The sequence below is a fragment of the Acinetobacter sp. NBRC 100985 genome, from assembly GCF_000241225.1.
Lineage (GTDB): Bacteria > Pseudomonadota > Gammaproteobacteria > Pseudomonadales > Moraxellaceae > Acinetobacter > Acinetobacter venetianus.
Window position 1 is genome coordinate 73268 of the sequence record NZ_BAEB01000004.1, and the last position, 19910, is coordinate 93177.

The 19910-nt window shown below is 40.6% G+C and carries 19 protein-coding genes, 2 tRNA genes and 1 riboswitch; of the genes, 11 read left to right on the forward strand and 10 right to left on the reverse strand.

What is annotated here, in order from left to right:
• Nucleotide 1 precedes the first annotated feature (1 nt).
• From ACT4_RS01355 to ACT4_RS01365, 3 genes are all read right to left on the reverse strand, one after another.
• Nucleotides 2-700, reverse strand: coding sequence for a YafY family protein (locus ACT4_RS01355; RefSeq protein ID WP_007479125.1), 699 nt, complete (start codon nucleotides 698-700; stop codon nucleotides 2-4).
• Between the two features lie 124 nt (nucleotides 701-824).
• A complete protein-coding gene (locus ACT4_RS01360) occupies nucleotides 825-1499 on the reverse strand; it encodes an HAD-IA family hydrolase (RefSeq protein WP_007479127.1) in 675 nt (224 codons plus the stop codon).
• Nucleotides 1496-2428: an RluA family pseudouridine synthase gene (locus ACT4_RS01365; protein ID WP_007479130.1), complete on the reverse strand. Its 933-nt coding sequence runs from the start codon at nucleotides 2426-2428 to the stop codon at nucleotides 1496-1498. The genes ACT4_RS01360 and ACT4_RS01365 overlap by 4 nt, the downstream gene beginning before the upstream one ends.
• Before the next feature lie 460 nt (nucleotides 2429-2888).
• Here ACT4_RS01365 and ACT4_RS16850 point away from each other — a divergent pair, with 460 nt between their 5' ends.
• From ACT4_RS16850 to ACT4_RS01385, 5 genes are all read left to right on the forward strand, one after another.
• Nucleotides 2889-3056: a hypothetical protein gene (locus ACT4_RS16850; protein WP_227502882.1), complete on the forward strand. Its 168-nt coding sequence runs from the start codon at nucleotides 2889-2891 to the stop codon at nucleotides 3054-3056.
• 161 nt (nucleotides 3057-3217) lie between these two features.
• Nucleotides 3218-6571 carry an Rne/Rng family ribonuclease gene (locus ACT4_RS01370; protein ID WP_034604427.1) on the forward strand — a complete coding sequence of 1118 codons (3354 nt, stop codon included), beginning with the start codon at nucleotides 3218-3220 and terminating at the stop codon, nucleotides 6569-6571.
• 192 nt (nucleotides 6572-6763) lie between these two features.
• On the forward strand, nucleotides 6764-8605 hold the full coding sequence (locus ACT4_RS01375; protein WP_007479134.1) for a long-chain-acyl-CoA synthetase: 1842 nt from the start codon (nucleotides 6764-6766) through the stop codon (nucleotides 8603-8605).
• A gap of 120 nt (nucleotides 8606-8725) precedes the next feature.
• A tRNA-Lys gene (locus tag ACT4_RS01380) sits at nucleotides 8726-8801 on the forward strand.
• Nucleotides 8802-8922: 121 nt separating this feature from the next.
• A tRNA-Lys gene (locus ACT4_RS01385) sits at nucleotides 8923-8998 on the forward strand.
• A 124-nt stretch (nucleotides 8999-9122) separates the two neighbouring features.
• Here the strand turns inward: ACT4_RS01385 and hemW are convergent.
• Entirely contained in the window at nucleotides 9123-10277 is a 1155-nt protein-coding gene (hemW, locus tag ACT4_RS01390; RefSeq protein ID WP_007479135.1) for a radical SAM family heme chaperone HemW, read from the reverse strand.
• Nucleotides 10278-10393: 116 nt separating this feature from the next.
• Here hemW and ACT4_RS01395 point away from each other — a divergent pair, with 116 nt between their 5' ends.
• From ACT4_RS01395 to ACT4_RS01410, 4 genes are all read left to right on the forward strand, one after another.
• Nucleotides 10394-10855, forward strand: coding sequence for a DMT family transporter (locus tag ACT4_RS01395; RefSeq protein ID WP_007479137.1), 462 nt, complete (start codon nucleotides 10394-10396; stop codon nucleotides 10853-10855).
• Between the two features lie 45 nt (nucleotides 10856-10900).
• Nucleotides 10901-12250, forward strand: coding sequence for an MATE family efflux transporter (locus ACT4_RS01400; protein ID WP_007479139.1), 1350 nt, complete (start codon nucleotides 10901-10903; stop codon nucleotides 12248-12250).
• 249 nt (nucleotides 12251-12499) lie between these two features.
• A complete protein-coding gene (locus ACT4_RS01405) occupies nucleotides 12500-13795 on the forward strand; it encodes an AarF/ABC1/UbiB kinase family protein (protein ID WP_007479141.1) in 1296 nt (431 codons plus the stop codon).
• A gap of 139 nt (nucleotides 13796-13934) precedes the next feature.
• Entirely contained in the window at nucleotides 13935-14189 is a 255-nt protein-coding gene (locus ACT4_RS01410) for a type B 50S ribosomal protein L31 (protein ID WP_007479144.1), read from the forward strand.
• 89 nt (nucleotides 14190-14278) lie between these two features.
• Here the strand turns inward: ACT4_RS01410 and ACT4_RS01415 are convergent, their stop codons facing one another.
• From ACT4_RS01415 to ACT4_RS01425, 3 genes are all read right to left on the reverse strand, one after another.
• The gene (locus ACT4_RS01415) at nucleotides 14279-14608 is read right to left on the reverse strand and encodes a DUF190 domain-containing protein (protein ID WP_034604429.1); all 330 of its coding nucleotides are present in this window, start codon (nucleotides 14606-14608) and stop codon (nucleotides 14279-14281) included.
• 17 nt (nucleotides 14609-14625) lie between these two features.
• Nucleotides 14626-15006, reverse strand: coding sequence for a fluoride efflux transporter CrcB (crcB, locus tag ACT4_RS01420; RefSeq protein ID WP_007479149.1), 381 nt, complete (start codon nucleotides 15004-15006; stop codon nucleotides 14626-14628).
• 126 nt (nucleotides 15007-15132) lie between these two features.
• A riboswitch (Fluoride riboswitch) is annotated at nucleotides 15133-15213 on the reverse strand.
• Nucleotides 15214-15271: 58 nt separating this feature from the next.
• A complete protein-coding gene (locus ACT4_RS01425) occupies nucleotides 15272-16129 on the reverse strand; it encodes a DUF2071 domain-containing protein (protein WP_034604440.1) in 858 nt (285 codons plus the stop codon).
• 137 nt (nucleotides 16130-16266) lie between these two features.
• Here ACT4_RS01425 and ACT4_RS01430 point away from each other — a divergent pair, with 137 nt between their 5' ends.
• Nucleotides 16267-16599, forward strand: a complete 333-nt coding sequence (locus ACT4_RS01430) for a HopJ type III effector protein (protein ID WP_034604442.1) — start codon at nucleotides 16267-16269, stop codon at nucleotides 16597-16599.
• Nucleotides 16600-16725: 126 nt separating this feature from the next.
• A complete protein-coding gene (locus ACT4_RS01435) occupies nucleotides 16726-17973 on the forward strand; it encodes a winged helix-turn-helix domain-containing protein (protein ID WP_007479156.1) in 1248 nt (415 codons plus the stop codon).
• 48 nt (nucleotides 17974-18021) lie between these two features.
• Here the strand turns inward: ACT4_RS01435 and ACT4_RS01440 are convergent, their stop codons facing one another.
• From ACT4_RS01440 to ACT4_RS01450, 3 genes are all read right to left on the reverse strand, one after another.
• The gene (locus ACT4_RS01440; protein ID WP_007479158.1) at nucleotides 18022-18624 is read right to left on the reverse strand and encodes a flavin reductase family protein; all 603 of its coding nucleotides are present in this window, start codon (nucleotides 18622-18624) and stop codon (nucleotides 18022-18024) included.
• A gap of 67 nt (nucleotides 18625-18691) precedes the next feature.
• A complete protein-coding gene (locus ACT4_RS01445; protein WP_004876599.1) occupies nucleotides 18692-19102 on the reverse strand; it encodes a GFA family protein in 411 nt (136 codons plus the stop codon).
• A 131-nt stretch (nucleotides 19103-19233) separates the two neighbouring features.
• Nucleotides 19234-19893, reverse strand: coding sequence for a hypothetical protein (locus ACT4_RS01450; RefSeq protein ID WP_007479161.1), 660 nt, complete (start codon nucleotides 19891-19893; stop codon nucleotides 19234-19236).
• Nucleotides 19894-19910 lie beyond the last annotated feature (17 nt).

Sequence of the window (19910 nt, forward strand, 5' to 3'; positions counted from 1 at the left end):
GTCAGTTTTTGTCAGTAGTCGCACGACAAACTTCTTGTGTCCACCATTGTTGAAATAATTGGTGTTTAAATTGTGGGTAAAGTTCTTGGCTGAGGCTCAATTGCTGGATGCGATCAATTCGAAAGTGCCTAAAACCATCACGCAGTTCACACCAAGCTGCAAGGACGATGCGATCATTAAAATAACCTAAAGCAAAAGGCCACAAAACTCTAGAGCTGATTCTTTGCTGTTCATCAGCGTAATCCACGGTGATTTTAACTTGTTGTCGAATCGCTAAACGAACTTGTTCCACCAGCATTTCATTGACAGGTAGCCATGCTGTAATTGATCTCAATGTGGTTTGCTCTAATAAATGCTGGCAGTGTTCAGGTAACACGGCATTTAACTTCGCTAGAACGGCTTTGGAAGCAGATTTTAAAGCTTGATCTGGAATATCATTTAGCCAATTTAACGCTAGAAAAATGGCCTCAATTTCGGTTTCATTCAAGGTCATTGGCGGCAACAAAAAATCTTCTTTAAGCTGAAAGCCTAAACCCGCCGCCGCATCAATATTCACACCTTGATCACGTAAGGTCTCAATATCTCGATACACACTGCGCTGACTGATCTGCAATCGCTCTGCTAACACCTGTGCTGTGACTGGATAACGATATTCTCTTAAAAGTTGCAGCAGATTGAGCAAACGAATTGAACGTGACATGAAATTCCTATTGTTATTATTCAAAAGCTGAAAATGGAAGTTCCTCTCCATCGTTATTATTTTTAGGCTTGTTCCATCATGAATGACTTATAAAAATGATGAAACAAGCCTCATATCGAATATATTAGGCTTCAGTTAATACTGTAGCTTGTATAGTCATTTGTAAATAACGATGTAACTCAGAGACAGAGTTTGCAATCGTTAATGGCTGATACTGCTCTAAGGTTGCAATGCTATGCACACCATAGCTCACGCCAATACGTGGCATATTTAGATTTTGTGCCATTTCGAGGTCATAACTGGTATCCCCCACCATAATCGCACGATCAACAACCACATCTAATTCAGTTAAGATTTGCTCTAACATCAATGGATCAGGTTTCGACTTGGTTTCACTCGCAGCACGAGTAATGTCAAAAATGTCATGGCTCTCCGTTTGACTTAACACTCGATCTAAACCTTTACGACTTTTTCCAGTAGCAACCGCAAGCTTTAAACCCTGCTGCTTAAGCTCAGTCAGTAATTCAGCCACACCTGCAAACCAAGCATCGCCTTTAGAATTGGCAACATAATGATCGGCATAGCATTGCAAAATCTCTTGGTGCAAATGTGGTACTTGCGGAAATAATGTTTGCATTACTTCAGGTAAACCTAGACCAATAATACTTTTAGCTGCTTCATCCGTAAGTGGTTGTTGAAATTGTTGTGCTGCATATTGCAGACTTGCCACAATTTGCCCAACCGAATCGAATAAGGTTCCGTCCCAATCGAAAATCACCAGTTCGATTTTTTGACTCATTTCTGCTTTCTCAACTCATCGACCACTTGCTGCATATCATCAGGCATTGGTGCTTCAATCACAGGATAATTAGGGATTTCTAAACGCAATGCATGTAAGCATAAACGTCTTGCTTCTGGCCCTGTATAGGCACTGTTATGTCCATATTTATCGTCACCCACCAGTGGATGACCAATACTTAAACCATGCACACGAATTTGATGTGTACGTCCTGATAATGGTGAAGCATGTACTAAGGTTGCTGCCTTATAACGTTCAATGACCTTCCATTCCGTTTTACTTGGCTTACCGTCTTTGCTGACACGCACACGACGTTCGCCATTGGCCAGCTCATAACGCAACAGAGGTGCATCAATCAACTGCTGATCTAAGCTGACCTGACCTTTAACAATTGCAGCATAGGTTTTCTTAATTTTATGTTCACGAAGTAAATCTTGCAGTAATTTCAGCGTACTACGCTTTTTACTGATCATCACCAAACCAGAAGTATCACGGTCAATACGATGGATCAGTTCTAAATACTTTTTCCCTGTCGCAGCGCGTAAAGCTTCAATCAAACCGTAAGCCACACCACTACCACCATGCACAGCAATGCCTGAAGGCTTGTTCACGACTAAAAGACCTTCATCCTCATACACGACTCGGCTGAGTAGGCTTTGTGCCACACTATCACTCACTGGTGCAGCTGTTTCGTCTTTTTGTTCATAACGGATCGGTGCGACACGGATCTGGTCACCAATACTTAAACGAGTCTCTGCTTTTATTCTTTTTTTATTAACGCGTACTTGTCCTTCACGAATCAAACGATAGATTCGACTTTTTGGAACACCTTTTAATCGGGTAAATAAAAAGTTATCTATTCGCTGCCCGTCTTGATGCTCATCCACGTCAAACCAAGTGACACTTTGCCATTGTTGTGTAGAATTCATACGCTCGATTAATCCAAGATTTGCTAAATATGATTAAAAAATGATCATTTAGCTAAGTTATTTCACAAGAAACCTAAACTTAGCCCATAGGCAGATGCTGCAAGGTTTGGTATATTCAGCGCACGGATACCACCGTAAGTGAGCATCAAATCGGAAATTTTATTTTAGATAAAATTTTAAATCGAAGAGATATTCACCAACAACTCGGATAGGTCCTAAAGAATTATGCCGACGCCGAAGGCTTATTATATCGGCAAAATGGCAAACTGTTGCGTTTAATTGTGCATCTGCACATACAGTTTGTTCAGAAAAAATATGTCGCCAGCAATTTGCTGGTTATTAAACGTAAACTGATCCACATCAGACAATTTGCTCCCTGATGTCGCATTCAGGCTAAAGCGTTGATGCATTGGAACTGCCAGGCAGAGATACGATGATCATTCCGTATCGAGACTTCCAGATGGATCGACTTCAATGCTTAATGACAGTGAAAGTCACCATCCAATGCACCGCTCACCCGCCAGTGAAGCGTACAGGAAACTTTGGTTATGTCGGGTTGAGTGATATTTCACAGATGCAAAACATGGATGAAATATCAATTACCCTAAGATTGAAGCAATATTGCTAACATCGAAATAACGGTATCAAAGCCCAAACTGGATACTAACAGTCAGTGGTTTCAGAGCATCGTACATAAAGTTGCTTCTGAGTCTTGATCGCGCCAATTTGATGTTTGCTCAAACGTAATGAGCCCGTTGTTTGTGTGCATCACTATTAGGTGTCACACCCATGAAACGTATGTTGATTAATGCAACTCACGCCGAAGAAGTTCGCGTTGCACTTATCACTGGTAATCGTCTTTACGATTTCGATTTAGAGAATCGTACTCGTGAACAAAAAAAATCAAATATCTATAAAGGCCATGTCACTCGCGTTGAACCATCTTTAGAAGCGGTTTTCGTTGAGTACGGCGCACAGCGTCAAGGCTTTTTATCAATGCGAGAAATCGCAAACTCATATTTCAAAGCTGATCCTCGTCAAACATCAAACATTCGTGAATTGATCACTGAAGGGACTGAGCTACTGGTTCAAGTTGAAAAAGAAGAACGTGGCAACAAAGGTGCTGCGCTTTCGACGTTCATTTCACTTGCTGGTCGTTATCTCGTTTTGATGCCAAACAATCCGAAAGGTGGCGGTATCAGCCGTCAAATTTCAGGTTCAGTACGCGAAGAGTTAAAAGAAATTTTAGCATCACTCAATGTTCCTCGTGGCATGAGTGTGATCGTTCGTACTGCTGGTATCGGTCGTACACAAGAAGAGTTACAACTCGACTTACAACATTTGTTAGACCTTTGGGCTCAAATTCAAAGTTCTGCAAGTTCTGGCCCTTCTCCGATGTTGGTTCATCAAGAAGCAGGTGTAGTGACACGTGCTATTCGTGATTACTTACGTGATGACGTTGCAGAAATTTTAATTGACAGCGAGCAAGCCTATAACGAAGCTTATAACTTTGTAAAAGCAGTGATGCCTCGTCAGCTCGACAAATTAAAAACTTATACCTTGAATGAGCCTTTATTTGCTCATTTTGGCATCGAAAGTCAAATTCAAACGGCTTATGAACGTGAAGTAAAACTTCCTTCTGGTGGTTCAATCGTAATTGACCAAACTGAAGCACTGGTGTCTATCGATATTAACTCTGCGAAATCGACACGCGGACATGATGTTGAAGAAACTGCGTTAAATACCAACTTAGAAGCAGCCGAAGAAATCGCACGTCAACTTCGTTTACGTGATATTGGCGGTTTAGTCGTAATCGATTTCATCGATATGACCAAAGATCGTAATCAACGTATGGTTGAAGCGAAACTTCGTGAAGCAACACAAAGTGATCGTGCACGTATCCAGTTTGGTCAACTTTCACGTTTTGGTCTCATGGAAATGAGCCGTCAACGTTTGCGTCCATCTTTGGAAGAAGCAACAGGTTATGTATGCCCACGCTGCCATGGTACAGGTATGGTTCGTGACTTACGTTCGTTGTCACTTTCAATTATGCGTAAAGTGGAAGAAATCGCGTTACGTGAGCGTCAAGGTGAAGTGCAAGTTGAAGTGCCTGTAGAGATTGCTGCATTCTTATTGAATGAAAAGCGTCACAGCCTTGTTTACTTAGAACAAACTTCTAATGTACGTGTAACGGTACTTCCTCATCCGCATTTAGAAACGCCACACTACGAAATTCAATACAACCCAGCAGGCTTTGCACCATCTAGCTATGAACGTACTGAAGCGACTCGTTCAAGCGAAAAAGAATTGGGGTATGAATCTTCTGAATGGCATTTAGAAGATGCTGAGCACAACCACCCTGCACCTGCTCAAAACAATGCAGCACCACAAAAGAAAGCTGCTCAACAGCAGCAAACAGCTCAGCCTAAACAAAACCAAGCGGCAACTCAAAAATCAGCTAGCCCTTGTGCATGGTTAGAGAATTTGTTTGTTCAAAAACAAGCTCAAACAACTGACCAATCACGTTCTGCTCAAAATGCAGCAGCAGCGATTGAGCAAATGATCAACAACGGCGCAGTAAGCCGCGGTCAATTTGGTCAAGTCAATACACCAGCGATAACAGAAACTGCTGCTCCAGCAGGGAACAACAATGCTTACATGGCTCAAGCGCCAGCTAAACAAGAAACGCGTGAGCAATTTGAAAAAGACGAAAAACCACATCGTCCAAATCAAAACCAGAAAAAACGTAAGCACAAAGAGCAGCGTGAACAACATTCACAAGCACATGAGCAACAAAATCAAGTTCATGAAGAAGTTGTTCAGCTTTCACGCCAAGAACAGCGTCAAGAGCAACGTGAATTAAAACGTCAGCAAAAACGTCAACAACAGCACGAACCGCAAAACCAGCAACAGCATCATGAAGCTGCAAACGGTAATGATGCTGCGCCAGTGCCACGTCGTGATCGTAATAATCAGCAACGACCAAGTCGTCCAAACCGTCATCGCGATCAAAGTGTCTTAAATGAGACACCTGCTCAAGCAGAATCAACAAACAATCCTCAACAAGTAAAAGTTGATGTTGTTGATGCGCCACGTGCAGAGTCAATGAACACTGCCTTGATCGTGAATATTGACCAAGGTCAAAGTGAAATTGTGGCAATTAACCCACAACAACCAGCTGTGGAAAAAGCTGCACCAAAAGCTGAGTCCGTTGCTCCTGCCGTAGTCGAGACCGTTGAGACTGCACCTGTTCAAGAAGAACAAGTTGTCGTTGAAACAACGCCTGCTCCTGAAGAAGCACAAGCGCCTGCAAAACGTGCAAGTAACGATCCACGCTCTCGTCGCCGTCAACGTGGCGCTCAAACTGAGCAAAAAGCCGCTGCGAAAGTTGCGCCATCGCAAATTCCTACGCTGGGTCAATACACACTTGGTAGCTTGATTCGTCATGTCTATGGTGAAGATTGCACAATTTTGATTGAGCAATTTGGTCTTGTTACAACCTTCAACCGTGCTTTACAAAAGTTCTCTGAACAATATGCAAGTACGCTAGTTGCTGAAACAACAGTAGCTGAAGAAAAACGTCCTGTAACTCGTGATGCTGAGCTTCCTAGTCAAAAACCGACTGAGGACGTTGAACCTGCACCAGTGCTTGCATTAACACCTCCTGAAGCGCCAGCTGCTCGTGTTGCGAATGATCCACGCGAACGTCGTCGTTTGGCAAAACTCGCTGCGGAACAAGCCAAAGAAGCTCATATCGCTTCAAATGCTACACCTGCAACAGTCGAAAGCACTGAGGCTAAGGAAGAAGCACCTGCGCCAGTAGTAGCTGAAACTGAAGTGGTTGCAGAGCCAGCAGCACCAGAGCAACAACCTCTAGAGTTAGCAACAACTGATGTAGAAAAAGCACCAGAAACTGAAGTTGCAGCAACGAAAGAAGAGACGGCTAAAGAACAAGTTGTCGTCGAAGAAACTGTGGTTGTAGAAGCAGCACCCAAAAAAGTAAAAGCTGAAGAGAAATCTGAAGCCGTTACTGAAAAGGTGGATGCTGAAGACGAAGCTGCTCAAATCGAGAAAGAAAAATCGAGCCGCCCTCGCCGCCCGCGTGGTCGTCCACCGAAAAAGAGCACCGCTAGCAATGAGTAATTTGCTAAATTGCACACAATAAGCAAAAGCCTAGTCATTTCGATGACTAGGCTTTTTTGTTATTTTGTCAAATTAGGTTGATTGCTCTAGGGACTTACCATTAAAAACAGCATCAACAACAATGATGTTAAATGGTTGTGTTCTATACAGATAGCCATTTTTTGGATTGATCGAAAAATAAATAGGATTGATATGAGCCAAACTACGCAGACCGATATTATTACTCTTGGTGATGTCGCAACTCGACTTCCAAACTTCATCACTAAAGTACCTCATATCCTGAATGGTCTTAAACAAGCATACTTGCGAACACCAACTTCTCCAGCGGGTTTGGGGATTGCCTTTGAAAAAGCTGTAAAACGTAATCCACAAGGTATCGCACTGTTATTTGAAGATCAAAGCTACAGCTATCAAGCATTAAATGAATGGGCAAACCAAATTGCACATTATTATTTATCTCTTGGTGCTAAAAAAGGTGATGTCGTTGCAGTGATGGTTGAAAACCGTCCTGAGCTAATTGCATCAATCGTGGCTTTAGCCAAAATCGGTGTGACCATCGCATTAGTCAACACATCACAAGTTGGCAAAGTACTCGCTCACAGCATTAACTTGGTTAATCCAATTGCAGTTATTGCAGGTGAAGAAGTTCGTGCAGCGATAGACGAAACCCGTACAGACTTAAATGTTGCTCCAGATCGTTTTCATTGGTTTGCAGATCAAGAAACGCGTAAAAATGCAGGTACTGCCCCTCAAGGCTATATCAACCTTGCTCAACAAATTGATCAATTTCCAAAGTTCAATCCATCAACCACACGTACGGTTACGGGTAAAGACGGTTTATTCTATATTTACACCTCGGGTACAACTGGTTTACCAAAAGCGGTCATCTTTACGCATAGTCGCTGGACATTGGCATACGGTACGTATGGCCACATCTTGAACCTTGGTAAAGATGATGTAATGTATGTAACGCTACCGCTTTATCATGCAACGGGTGTTGTTGTGTGCTGGTGTGGTGTAATTGCGGGCAGTGCAACACTTGCAGTACGTCGTAAATACTCGACTAGCGCATTCTGGAAAGATGTTCAAAAATTCAATGCTTCAGCTATTGGCTATGTGGGTGAACTTTGCCGATACTTGATTGATGCACCTGAAACAGAATTAGATCGTGCTCACCGTGTAACCAAAATGATTGGTAACGGTATGCGCCCAAACATCTGGGGTAAATTCAAAGATCGTTTTGGTGTTCAAGAAGTCCTAGAACTCTATGCATCAAGCGAGGGTAACGTTGGCTTCAGTAATATTTTCAACTTTGATAATACTGTAGGTTTCTCCCCTACCCCTTATGCAATCGTTGAATTTGATAAAGAGAAAAATGAACTTGTCCGTGACAAAAAAGGTTACTGCAAGAAAGTGAAAACAGGCGAAGTTGGTTTACTTATCGGTAAGATCACTAGCCGTTCTCCTTTTGACGGCTATACTGACCCTGAGAAAAACAAATCTGTGATTTTGAAAGATGTATTCACCAAAGGTGACTCATATTTCAATACAGGTGATTTAGTTCGCGATATCGGCTTCCGCCATGCACAATTTGTAGATCGTCTTGGCGACACTTTCCGTTGGAAAGGTGAAAACGTTTCTACAACCGAAGTTGAAAACATGGTTTGCGAATATGACAAGATCGCTGAGGCTGTCGTATACGGTGTTGAAATTCCAAATACCAATGGTCGTGCTGGTATGGCAGCAATCACACTTGTTGACGGCGTAGAGCTCAATGAAACAGATTTAGCAGAGATGGTGAACGTATTTAAAAAATGCTTACCGTCATACGCAATTCCTGTTTTCTTACGCATACAAGCAAAAGTTGAAACGACAGGTACATTCAAATACCAAAAGAATAAACTCAAAGAAGAAGCGTTTAATCCAAGCAAAACTTCTGAACGTTTATTGGTTTTATTACCGAGTGCAACAAGTTATTGTGATGTAAGTACTGAGATTTTTGACAATATTCAAAGTTATCAATACCGTTTCTAGTTTATTTTTTAGCTAAACAAGAGGAAATCGTGCTTTTTATAAACAATCATGCACATGTTTTTAAATTTCCTCTTGTGTTAGCTGAATAAGTTGCTAGAATACGCAACATCAAAACGAGATGGGTCGTTAGCTCAGTTGGTAGAGCAGCGGACTTTTAATCCGTTGGTCCCGCGTTCGAGTCGCGGACGACCCACCATTTAATGTTTTGTTAGTTTGTAAAATGTATTTTACAAATGCCTGTAAGAGATTTAACGTCATAGAAAATCATAGATTTTCTTTTACGACAAAGTAAAAAATATTTTACTTATCCTCGTTCAGGGTCGTTAGCTCAGTTGGTAGAGCAGCGGACTTTTAATCCGTTGGTCCCGCGTTCGAGTCGCGGACGACCCACCATATTCTAAAAAGCCTCATCATAAATGATGAGGCTTTTTATTTTGTCTAAACTATTTTTCCAAATGATGACAAATAAATTTAAATTGCTTTAAGCATCCTTGCTCAAAGCATTCATATCATTAGATTATAAAAATGCTTCTAAGACTGAGTTTAAGAACATATGCCCTTGGGCTGTGCAAGCTAAGATAGCAGGGTCTTCAAGCAATAATTTTTTGTCGCGTAATTGTGTTAGAACATCATCCAAATCACGCAACGCTAAACCTGTCCGTTGTTCATAAAGTTCAACAGGCACACCTTCATTTAAGCGTAGCGCATTCATCATAAATTCAAAGGGTAATTCGTCTGCTTCAATTCGTTTCATTTGCACATGATCAGCAGGAACTTTAGCTAAGTAATCTTTGGGCAAGCGTGTCTTCTGAAAGCGGTAAATCCCATCAGGACGCGTCACTTTACCATGTGCCCCAGCCCCAATCGCCAAATAGTCTCCAAACTGCCAATAATTTAGATTGTGTGTAGATGGCTTTTCCTTACGCCATGCAGAGACTTCATAATTTACGTAGCCATTTGCAATAAGATAGGCCTCACCTTTCTCCTGAATATGCTCTAAAACTTCATCTTGTGGCAATATAGGCTGAGTTCTAAAGAAAACAGTATTTGGCTCAATGGTTAACTGATACCAGCTAATATGCGTCGCTCCATGCGTTACAGCTAACTTTAGATCTGTGAGCGCTTGTTCTTCTGTCTGCTTTGGTAAACCATGCATTAAATCGACATTGACACGCTCGAAGCCTGCCTGACGCGCCTGCTGAATTGCATCCAAAGCATTATCTGCTGAATGAATCCGCCCTAAGCGCTGTAAATGATCAGCATCAAAACTTTGTACACCGAGCGATAAACGATTAATTCCAGTCGCAAGATAATCTGCAAAAGGATCATGCTCAACTGTTCCCGGATTGGCTTCCAGTGTAATTTCACAATCGGCTTCAAAATCCAATCGAGTTTTAAGTTGATCGAATAACCACTGATAGCCTTGTGCTGAGATTAAAGATGGCGTTCCACCACCAATAAACACACTATGAATTGCACGACCTTGAGCCATTTCTATCTGTGTTTCAAAATCAGCCACCAAAGCCGCAAGATATTGTTGCTCCAAATCCATTGATAACTGCCCATCAGGAACAGCATGCGAATTGAAATCACAATAAGGACATTTACGCACACACCAAGGCATATGGATATACAGAGAAAGTGGAATATTTGCTGGATTTAAATGACTCAAAGTAAAAGCTCAATAACAGAACTTTTCTATTTTAACATGACTCTCTCAATCAGCTTATTATCATCACTTCACGATTCAGTTAGACTGTGATTACAAAGAACAATTAGATTGATAATATGATGAAAATCTCTAGCCAATTGCTATTTATTCTTCCCCTTGCGTTAGGTGTTGGAATTGCAATGGCATTTCAAACAGCAATCAATGCTCAATTCCGAGAACATTTACATTCTCCGCTTCAGGCCGCATTTCTTTCATTTCTTGTTGGCACAGTTATTTTGGCTTTTTTAGTCTATTTTCAGGATGTATCTAAACCAAGTTTAAGTGAACTTTCAAATATTCCGTGGTATTTATGGATTGGCGGTTGCCTTGGGGTTTATGCCATTAGTATGAGCATTTATACTGCGCCTAAGCTCGGTTTTTTGACTTTTTCTGGTTTAGTCATTTTTGGGCAATTGGTGATTTCAATGTTACTTGATCATTTTGGCTGGATAGGTACGGACAAAACGCCTATAAACTGGCAACGCTTGCTTGGCGGTATTGTTATTTTTATCGGTGTGTTACTCACCTTACAGCGTTAGGGATATAGCCCCTAACTCTCCTTTATTTTTATAAGAGTATTTTTTGTGTCTCACACTTCCACGACGCGCTATGAATTGAAGCAATTATTCCATTTGATGCTTCCTATTCTGATTACTCAATTTGCTCAAGCTGGTTTAGGCCTGATTGATACCATTATGGCAGGGCATCTTTCCGCTGCTGACCTTGCAGCGATTGCTGTTGGTGTCGGCTTATGGATTCCTGTTATGTTGCTGTTTGCAGGGATTATGATTGCCGCTACGCCGCTCGTTGCGGAAGCGCGTGGTGCGAAAACACCTGAAAAAATTCCAACGATTGCTCGCCAATCTTTGTGGGTCGCTTTCATCCTCGGTATTTTGGCAATGCTGATCTTGCAGGCGATGCCAATGCTACTGCCACTTTTCGGCGTACCAGAAGCCTTATTACCTAAAGCGAGCTTATTCTTGCATGCGATTGGCTTTGGTATGCCAGCTGTAATGATGTATGCAGCATTACGCAGTTACTCCGAGGCCTTAGGCCATCCACGTCCTGTTACGGCAATTAGCCTAATCGCCTTACTCGTCCTCATCCCACTGAACTTTATCTTTATGTATGGATTTGGGCCAATTCCTGCATTGGGGAGTGCTGGATGCGGTTTTGCTACAGCAATTCTACAATGGTTAATGTTCATCACTTTGGCGATCTACATCTCTAAAGCAAAAGCATATAAACAAGCACCTATTTTCACTCAATGGGAAAAAATTGATCCGTATTGGGTCAAAAGAATACTCAAGCTTGGTTTTCCAATTGGACTCGCAGTTTTCTTCGAAGTTAGTATTTTCAGTACAGGCGCATTGGTCCTCAGCCCATTAGGCGAAAATGCAATTGCTGCACATCAAATTGCCATTTCCGTGACTTCTCAATTGTTCATGATTCCATTGTCTCTAGCCATTGCACTCACCATTCGTGTGGGAATGTATTATGGTGAAAAAAACTGGCTTGCCATGCGACAAGTACAAAAAGTCGGGCTATTAAGTGCAACATTCTTTGCAGCCTGTACGATGGCATTGATCGCGGTTGCACGCCCATACATCGTGGCAATTTACACAGATGATCTTCAAGTAATTCCTGTTGCTATGTATCTACTTTGGTTTGCGATGGCATATCAGCTCATGGATGCGTGGCAAGTCAGTGCCGCAGGATGCTTACGTGGGATGCAAGATACACAAGCACCAATGTGGATTACGTTGATGGCATATTGGGTAATCGCCTTTCCAATTGGTCTGTATTTAGCACGCTATACCGTTTGGGGTGTCGCAGGTGTTTGGTTAGGATTGATTATTGGTTTAACCATCGCATGTGTATTACTTATTGGGCGATTGTATTTAAACAATAAACGCTTAGCCAACCTCCTTTAGATATTTTTCCTAGTGAAGCTGTAAGTCTCACTACAGCTCTCAAGAGATTTAAAATATCAAGAAGAATAAAAATAAAATGTACTCAACAACCTAAAATCACCTTAGATGCTCAAGCACTCCCCTCTTTTAAAGATAATTTAGGGGAGATTTTTAAATTACATCACTTAACATTTTGTTATAGGCAATTTAAGTTTTGTCGCCTATGATCAAAGTATCAATTTAAAACTGGATCGTATGAGGTCAAGCGAAATGGCGAAGCATGCAAGTTCACCCAGTAAACGTTTTCTAAAACTCGCTGGTATGACCGCAAGTATTGCGACCAAAAGCGTCGCCAACTCCATTCGCAATCTCAATGCAGACGAAGAACAAAAAAATGCAGCACGAAGCCAACTCTTTCAAGATATCGGATTACAAATTGCTGATACCTTAGGTGAAATGAAAGGCGCGGTAATGAAAGTCGGTCAAATCGCCTCACAGTACAAAGATATTTTCCCACCCGAAGTCGCTAAAGCAATTGCCAAACTACAACGCCAAGCACCAGCAATGCCTTTCGCTGCAATTAAACAGCAAGTTGAAAAAGAGCTAGGTAAACCCTTAACTGAAGTATTTAGCTCTTTTGAAGCAGAGCCTTTTGCTGCTGCATCGATTGGACAAGTACATCGTGCAGTGCTACCGAATGGTCAATCAGTTGTGGTCAAAGTGCAATATCCAGGGGTCGACGATGCATGTGAAAGTGATTTAAAACAAGTCCGTCTTGCACTTCGTCTCATGGGTGTTTTAAAAATTGATAAAAAATTACAAGACCAACTTTTTAAAGAAATTCAAGATAGTTTATCTGCTGAACTTAATTATGAAATTGAGGCACAAAACCTCGAAGTCTTTAAAACATTTCATGAAAAACTCGATGACCAAGTCATTATACCGACGGTCTATAAAGAATATTCTTCTCGTCGCGTTCTTACACTCAGCTTAGAACAAGGCGAGTCCATTGAAACTGCAAGCACATGGTCAGTCGAAACACGCAATCAAATTGGTCGACGTTTAATTCGTGCTTTGGGGCAAGAAATGTTTTTCTTAAAACGTTTTCACTGTGACCCCCATCCAGGGAATTTTGCATTCCGAGAAGATGGCAGTATCATCATTTATGACTACGGCAGTGTAAAAACCCTTTCACCTGAAATCATTCAGCATTTTAAAGCATTGGTAAATGCAGCTCGCCAAGAAGATATTAATCAGGTTGAAAATCTACTGGTTGAGCTACATTCAATCGCTGAAAAGCAAAAATTTCCAAGCGAGCTTTATGTCCAGTGGATCGAAATCCTACTGCGTCCATTAAGCACACATTACGATTTTGCTGAAAATTCATCTCATCACGATGGCATGAGACTGGTGAAGAAATCATTAAAATATTGGGATGTCTTTAAACCATCACCTGATACGCTGATGGTGAATCGAACGATTTCAGGACATTACTGGAATCTCATTCATCTGAAGGTGCATGACAATTTGAATGATCTTTTTGAAGAACTGGTACCGAATTATTAAACCCATCCTACTTTTCATCGGCGAATTTCAAAGAAGCTGTATTATTTAAATGTATAAATAATACAGCTTGAAGTTTCATGAATTGACTCCATATATTGTTATGTTATAACATTTCTATATAAATTAGGAGTATTTAAAAATGCGTAAAGATATCCACCCTACATACCAACAAGTTCTATTTCATGACACCAATGCGGATGCTTATTTCTTAATTGGGAGTACGCTTCAAACCAAGCAAACGAAAGAATATCAAGGTAAAGTTTATCCATACGTTACGCTGGATATTTCAAGTGCATCACACCCGTTTTATACAGGTGAGCAACGTCAGGCGAGCAATGAAGGTCGTGTTGCAAGCTTTAATAAACGCTTTGGTCGTTTTAACCGCAAGGGTTAATCTTATTTTAAGTTTCACCCATTAGGCTGTAATTATTCGAAGTCTAAGGCAATCTCCTCCGCTTAGACTTCTTTTTTTATGCCTAAAATTCAAATCTCATTTTCAGATTGTCCAACGAAACCAAACTCAATGGGTGCTTTGACATAAAACAAAGAGATTTCTTTGCTATTCAAATAATCTAACAATTCCTTTGCTTGATCCTCTGTCACAGCAAACTGAACTTGTACTGGACGATCCGCCAGCTCAAAGAAATGTCCAGAATGCAATTGACCATGATGGTCTAAACCTTCGACAGCACTTAACATCGTTGCACCTCGTAGATTCATTTTCTTCGCGACACTAAACAACCACTCATTCATGGACTGTCCCTGATAAGTTCGATTTTGGGCAGTATAAAAAGTAATTAAAAATCCATTCATTTTGACTATTCCCCCAACTAAGCCGCGCTTAACCACTGATGTAAACTCATTCCTAAAATCGTAAATAACAATGAGCCTAAAACATGAATCGCAATTGCGGCACATGCATAACCCAATTTACCACTTTGTAGCAAGGTCACGATCTCAGCTGAAAAGGTTGAAAATGTTGTAAGCGCGCCACAAAAGCCTGTAATCACAAAAAGTTTATAATTGGGACTGAGTGAACTTTGAGAAAAATATGAAATTGCAAATCCAATGATAAAACCACCAACAAAATTTACGGCGACTGTTCCCAATGGAATATTAGGAAAAATTGGATTGAGTTTGAGTCCAATAAACCAGCGCAACCAAGCACCAAACATTGAACCTAATGCAATCGAAATTAAAGGATAATACATGACTCACTCCAAACACTGATTTGGAGATAAATAAACATTCAACATGGGTTTATTTTTCTGAGGACTGATCATCTGCGAACTCCAAATTAAAGAACAGAGCACGCACAAACCTACGCCCCTGTTCAGGGAAACGTAGGCATCATTAGCTCTCATCTAGTAAAAAATGGAGCGGTTTGTGATAGGAGGAATGCCATCTCCTTTGCTCTAAAATAACATAATTTTTAGACAACTCAACACTGTGTATAAACATAAAGTTATCCACAATCTAGTTCGATTTTTCTAAAATCCGTTCACCGAGTACATGAAAATCTAAAGCAGGGACAACAAATGTAAAAGCATCTGTGTCACTTTCCACGCCAAATTTCTTTAATAATGCAGGCGCGTTAAGAGACAAGATTTGAGCAGCTCGTATATCTTCATACTGAACAGGCATCTCAATATCACCCTGCGAAATGCATTCAGGTCGATCAACCCATTCTGCCCAAGCGTGATCTTGATCCACCAAAAATTGTACCGCCTCATCCCATGAATCAAACATCTGTTGCCATGTTGGTGTGAGTGTTTTTTCCTGTGTCATTTTTACATCACTGTTAAATGAATAGTCTGTATCAACAAAAACATCTGTCTGAATACTTTGCTGCTGTGGATTAAACTGATGCTGAAATACAGGCGCATACTGTGCAGGCATCACATCACTGGCTAGTCGTCCACCCATCACATAGAGATACTGATCTAAAAGCACTTGCTCAAAAATCACAGTCTTCGGATAAGTATGATCTAGATAAAATCGCCAATTACTTTGCTGTGGCGACGGCATCCATTGACGTAACCCACCTAAAAAGCGAAAACCGAAATGCTGATGTTGATAGGTTAAAATCGTAAAAATTGTTTTACCTTGCTTCTCCCAAAGTGGTACATCAGAAGGATAATGCTGACGTACCTGCTCCACATCTACCAGCCAAGATAAATAGACAATATCTTTGACCTGACTTTCTAAACGCATAAATGGAATACAACGCATCAACAGTCGGCGCAACTGCAAAATCAAACGACAACTCAAAAATTTGGCAAGCAATTGAAAAAGTGTATTTTGTTTAGGTGGCTTAAAACGATGTCTATTCATTGTTGTCATATCACTCATCATTGCGATGAGCATAATCATCTTCAATCAATACGTCCAGTTTGGTCACATCGACTCATCAATTTCAACCATTCAATGATATGATTCTTGCATTCAGTGAAGTGGACATGGAATTTAAAATGGCTCAAAGCTTATTGGCTCAACTTAAAGATGGTTCTGCAAAGTTTGCAGATGTATTGGCGTTTATTGAAGCACGTTACCAACACACCCCTACGACCTTTCAGAATGGCGCACAGTTCAATGCCGCAACCGAAAATCAAGGCAGTGCTAAAGTACTCACTTTTGCAAAGCTAGAAGGTTTAAATCAACAAGATACGCTGAGCTTATTTGCAGAACATTATGCATCTGTTCTCGCGACGCCAGAAGCAACAGACCATCAAAACATTCGTCAGTTTATGCAAAATGGATGGGATGGCGTAAAGTTTGAAGGCGAAGCTTTAACTGCAAAATAATGATCTTATTGGCTCAAGACAGCCATGACGCTAGGGGGCGAACACTGTTCGCCTGCTCTGCTTTGATGCTCCCTTGAGCATTTATATTGTCCACTGCATAATTTTAAAAATAATCTGAGAAAAATAATGCTGATCAATCAAAACAATGTATTACAACAACTCAGGAACATCACTTTAGCAGCACAAGGCCTTCATCAAAAATCAGCCTTTGGAACAGATAAGGCAGCCGTCATTCAAACACTGACACAATTGGGTTATGTGCAAATTGATACCTTATCCATGGTGGCAAGAGCACATCATCACACTTTTTGGACACGTATTCCTGACTATCAACCGCAATGGCTCGACCAATTGGTTGCAGAGGGGCAGATTTTTGAATATTGGTTTCATGCAGCATCTTATTTGCCGATACAAGATTTTAGATACGCGCTGCCCAAAATGCACAGCATCAAAAATCGAGAATCACGTTATTATCAAGCGGACGCACAAGTCATGCGTCATGTTTATGATCGAATCCGCATTGAAGGCGCTCAAAAAGCGAGAGACTTTGAAAGCTTAAGCAAAAAGCAAGGCAGCTGGTGGAATTGGAAACCAACCAAAATGGCGCTTGAGCAGCTTTTTATGCAAGGTGATTTGATGATTAGTGCTCGAAACGGCATCGAGAAAGTCTATGATTTGAGCGAAAGAGTGTTGCCCAATCATATTAATACCACATGTCCAGACCCGCTTGAATATGCTGAATACTTGGTTAAGACCTATTTACGCGCTTATGGCTTTACGACGATCAAACAAATCACCCATTTAAAAACCGAGCCGATCCTGCGGAAAAATATTGTATTGGTTATACAGCACATGCTTGAAGAAGGTGTAATCCAAAAATTAAATATTGCTAAATTTCCTACAATCTACGTCCTGACTGGTTTGCAAGATCAAATCGAAAATACCCCGCATAGCAACCTGTCACTGCTTTCGCCTTTTGACAACGCCATTATTCATCGTGAACGAATCAAAACCCATTTTGACTTTGATTTTCGTCTTGAGTGCTACACACCACAAGCCAAACGTAAGTATGGATATTTTTGTTTGCCGATCTTATTTGGCGATATTTTTATTGGTCGAGTAGATTGCAAAGCACATCGTAAAAGTGGTCGATTTGAACTTATTCATTTGCATATCGAAAATACACAGATTGACACGTCATCTTGGTTGCCGCCATTTCTTGATACTTTACAACGCTTTGCTCAGTTTAATCAGTGCCAATCTATTGAAATCACGCAGATTAGCCCGCCAGCACTATCCAGTGTAGTTCGTGAATTTCTGACAATTGGCTGGGAAAAAGTAAACTTTGAAGGTAATGCTTTCACTGCAAAATAATCATTTAAGAGGGATTATTTCCTGCTTTATTAACTCTGAAATTGAGTTTTATGGTCTAGATAACTTATGCAATTCATTGGTTAAGCTATAAAAATCCCCACCCATTTTCCCAACGCTGTGTAAACTCTGTTGATTGATCATTGTGCCATCCCAAAGATGATCAGCCACATAAATTGCCTTTACATCTAACAATGCAACTGTACCGCCAGAAGCTAAACTACTCAGTTGTAAAACTTCTCTTAATTGGCATTCATATCGAATCGGTGCATCTTTTACAGCCAATGGCTGAACAGAATGACTCTCACAAGATTCAATCTTAGCGAATTCAAATTCACTCTGTTCTGGCGGCAACAGTGCACAGGATAAATTCATCTTTTCCAATAATTCAGTATTGGCAATATGAATCACACATTGCTTCGTTGCGATTAAATTTCTCAAAGTATCTTTATCTTGACCACTTTGTGGATTGACTTGTGAATACCACAGAATCGGAGGATTACAGCTTGCAACATTGAAAAAAGAATAAGGGGCAATATTGGCTACACCCTCAGTAGATAAGGTACTAATCCACGCAATGGGTCTTGGTGTGATGCCTCCAACCAATAACCGATAAACTTCTGTTGGCGAAAGTGATGCCGTATCAAAAATCATATTTATACCCAAAACAAGGACCAAGAAATCAAATACATTGCCAAATCATCAAAAAGCAATGCTTGCTTTATGGGCGCTCCTCAAACTGAGGTAAATCATCTGCAATACAGTCCCATTCTGCTTTAGAGCCAACAAAAATATGCATCTGAGGCTTTTGCTGCAAAGGTGTATCCAAGGTCCCTATTCTTAAACGATATAACTCAGGTTGTGCATCTCGAGAACTAATCAAGGGTGAACCACACTCACTACAGAACCAACGATATACACCTGATGTTGCAAATTTTTTAACTAAATTTTCGCCTTGAGTAATTTTAAATGCTGTGCTGCTGATCGGTGCATTGGTCGCAAAAGCTGTGCCATTAGCTTTACGACAGCGCTGGCAATGGCACTGTATAACATCACCGATCTCCCCGTGGATTTCATAATGAATACCACCACACAAACAGCTTCCTTGAAAAATCGGCGCAGCTAAAGACATAGTTATTATCCAAATCAAAGTTTTCTAAAAATTAGCATTAATAAAATTAAAATAACAAGCAAATGGTAAAAACAAAAGTATTGAAAATTTGAATGCTATGTTTAGAACTTTGAAAAGCATTACGTTTTAAATTAATTGACTAATGCTGCAAATAAACCACCAATCGTAATGTAGAAAACGACAGGCATGCCCAAGAACCAAAATTTAGCCCAAGCATTGGTGTTAAAAACCTGTGTCGCTCCACGATAACTTACCCAACATGAAAGCAATAAAAATGGAATTGTTATGACAGCTAAAAACGTCGAATTATTATAGGCATCGACATAATTTTTATAGAGAAATGTTTGAATCAAAGTGACAACAATGATCGGCAATACATAAACTAATGCCTGCAAAACAAACACATGTCGAGCAAGTTGCGGATCAGCATCCTGAACACCAGAAAATTGCAGACGCTTTTTATACCACCAGCCTTGTATGACCCAAGCCAATGCAGCCGACAAAATGCCCATCCCCAGCACCCAAAGCCAGTATGCGAACCATGTCTCTGTCAAGGAATCTGTAAACGATGAAGATTGACCAAGCTCAGAACTTAATAGCTTCTGATCAATGCGATCCATTACAGCGACAACACCAATCAAATAAGCCATCAGCATAATACTTTTATGGTGATAGTGATTCGATTGAGAAAAAAATGTCTTCGGTTTAAAAAATAAATTGAATAAATTTTTTGGCTGAAATGGTTGAATAATTTCTATGTTTTGCTCTTCTAAAGTGTGTTCAGTATTCATATCGGCTCGTCATAAAT

Coding starts and splice junctions, on each gene's coding strand:
- ACT4_RS01355 (WP_007479125.1), bottom strand. CDS start 700: ATGTCACGTTCAATTCGTTTGCTCAATCTGCTGCAACTTTTAAGAGAA.
- ACT4_RS01360 (WP_007479127.1), bottom strand. CDS start 1,499: ATGAGTCAAAAAATCGAACTGGTGATTTTCGATTGGGACGGAACCTTA.
- ACT4_RS01365 (WP_007479130.1), bottom strand. CDS start 2,428: ATGAATTCTACACAACAATGGCAAAGTGTCACTTGGTTTGACGTGGAT.
- ACT4_RS16850 (WP_227502882.1), top strand. CDS start 2,889: ATGGATCGACTTCAATGCTTAATGACAGTGAAAGTCACCATCCAATGC.
- ACT4_RS01370 (WP_034604427.1), top strand. CDS start 3,218: ATGAAACGTATGTTGATTAATGCAACTCACGCCGAAGAAGTTCGCGTT.
- ACT4_RS01375 (WP_007479134.1), top strand. CDS start 6,764: ATGAGCCAAACTACGCAGACCGATATTATTACTCTTGGTGATGTCGCA.
- ACT4_RS01395 (WP_007479137.1), top strand. CDS start 10,394: ATGATGAAAATCTCTAGCCAATTGCTATTTATTCTTCCCCTTGCGTTA.
- ACT4_RS01405 (WP_007479141.1), top strand. CDS start 12,500: ATGGCGAAGCATGCAAGTTCACCCAGTAAACGTTTTCTAAAACTCGCT.
- ACT4_RS01410 (WP_007479144.1), top strand. CDS start 13,935: ATGCGTAAAGATATCCACCCTACATACCAACAAGTTCTATTTCATGAC.
- ACT4_RS01415 (WP_034604429.1), bottom strand. CDS start 14,608: ATGAATGGATTTTTAATTACTTTTTATACTGCCCAAAATCGAACTTAT.
- crcB (WP_007479149.1), bottom strand. CDS start 15,006: ATGTATTATCCTTTAATTTCGATTGCATTAGGTTCAATGTTTGGTGCT.
- ACT4_RS01425 (WP_034604440.1), bottom strand. CDS start 16,129: ATGAATAGACATCGTTTTAAGCCACCTAAACAAAATACACTTTTTCAA.
- ACT4_RS01430 (WP_034604442.1), top strand. CDS start 16,267: ATGGCTCAAAGCTTATTGGCTCAACTTAAAGATGGTTCTGCAAAGTTT.
- ACT4_RS01435 (WP_007479156.1), top strand. CDS start 16,726: ATGCTGATCAATCAAAACAATGTATTACAACAACTCAGGAACATCACT.
- ACT4_RS01440 (WP_007479158.1), bottom strand. CDS start 18,624: ATGATTTTTGATACGGCATCACTTTCGCCAACAGAAGTTTATCGGTTA.
- ACT4_RS01445 (WP_004876599.1), bottom strand. CDS start 19,102: ATGTCTTTAGCTGCGCCGATTTTTCAAGGAAGCTGTTTGTGTGGTGGT.
- ACT4_RS01450 (WP_007479161.1), bottom strand. CDS start 19,893: ATGAATACTGAACACACTTTAGAAGAGCAAAACATAGAAATTATTCAA.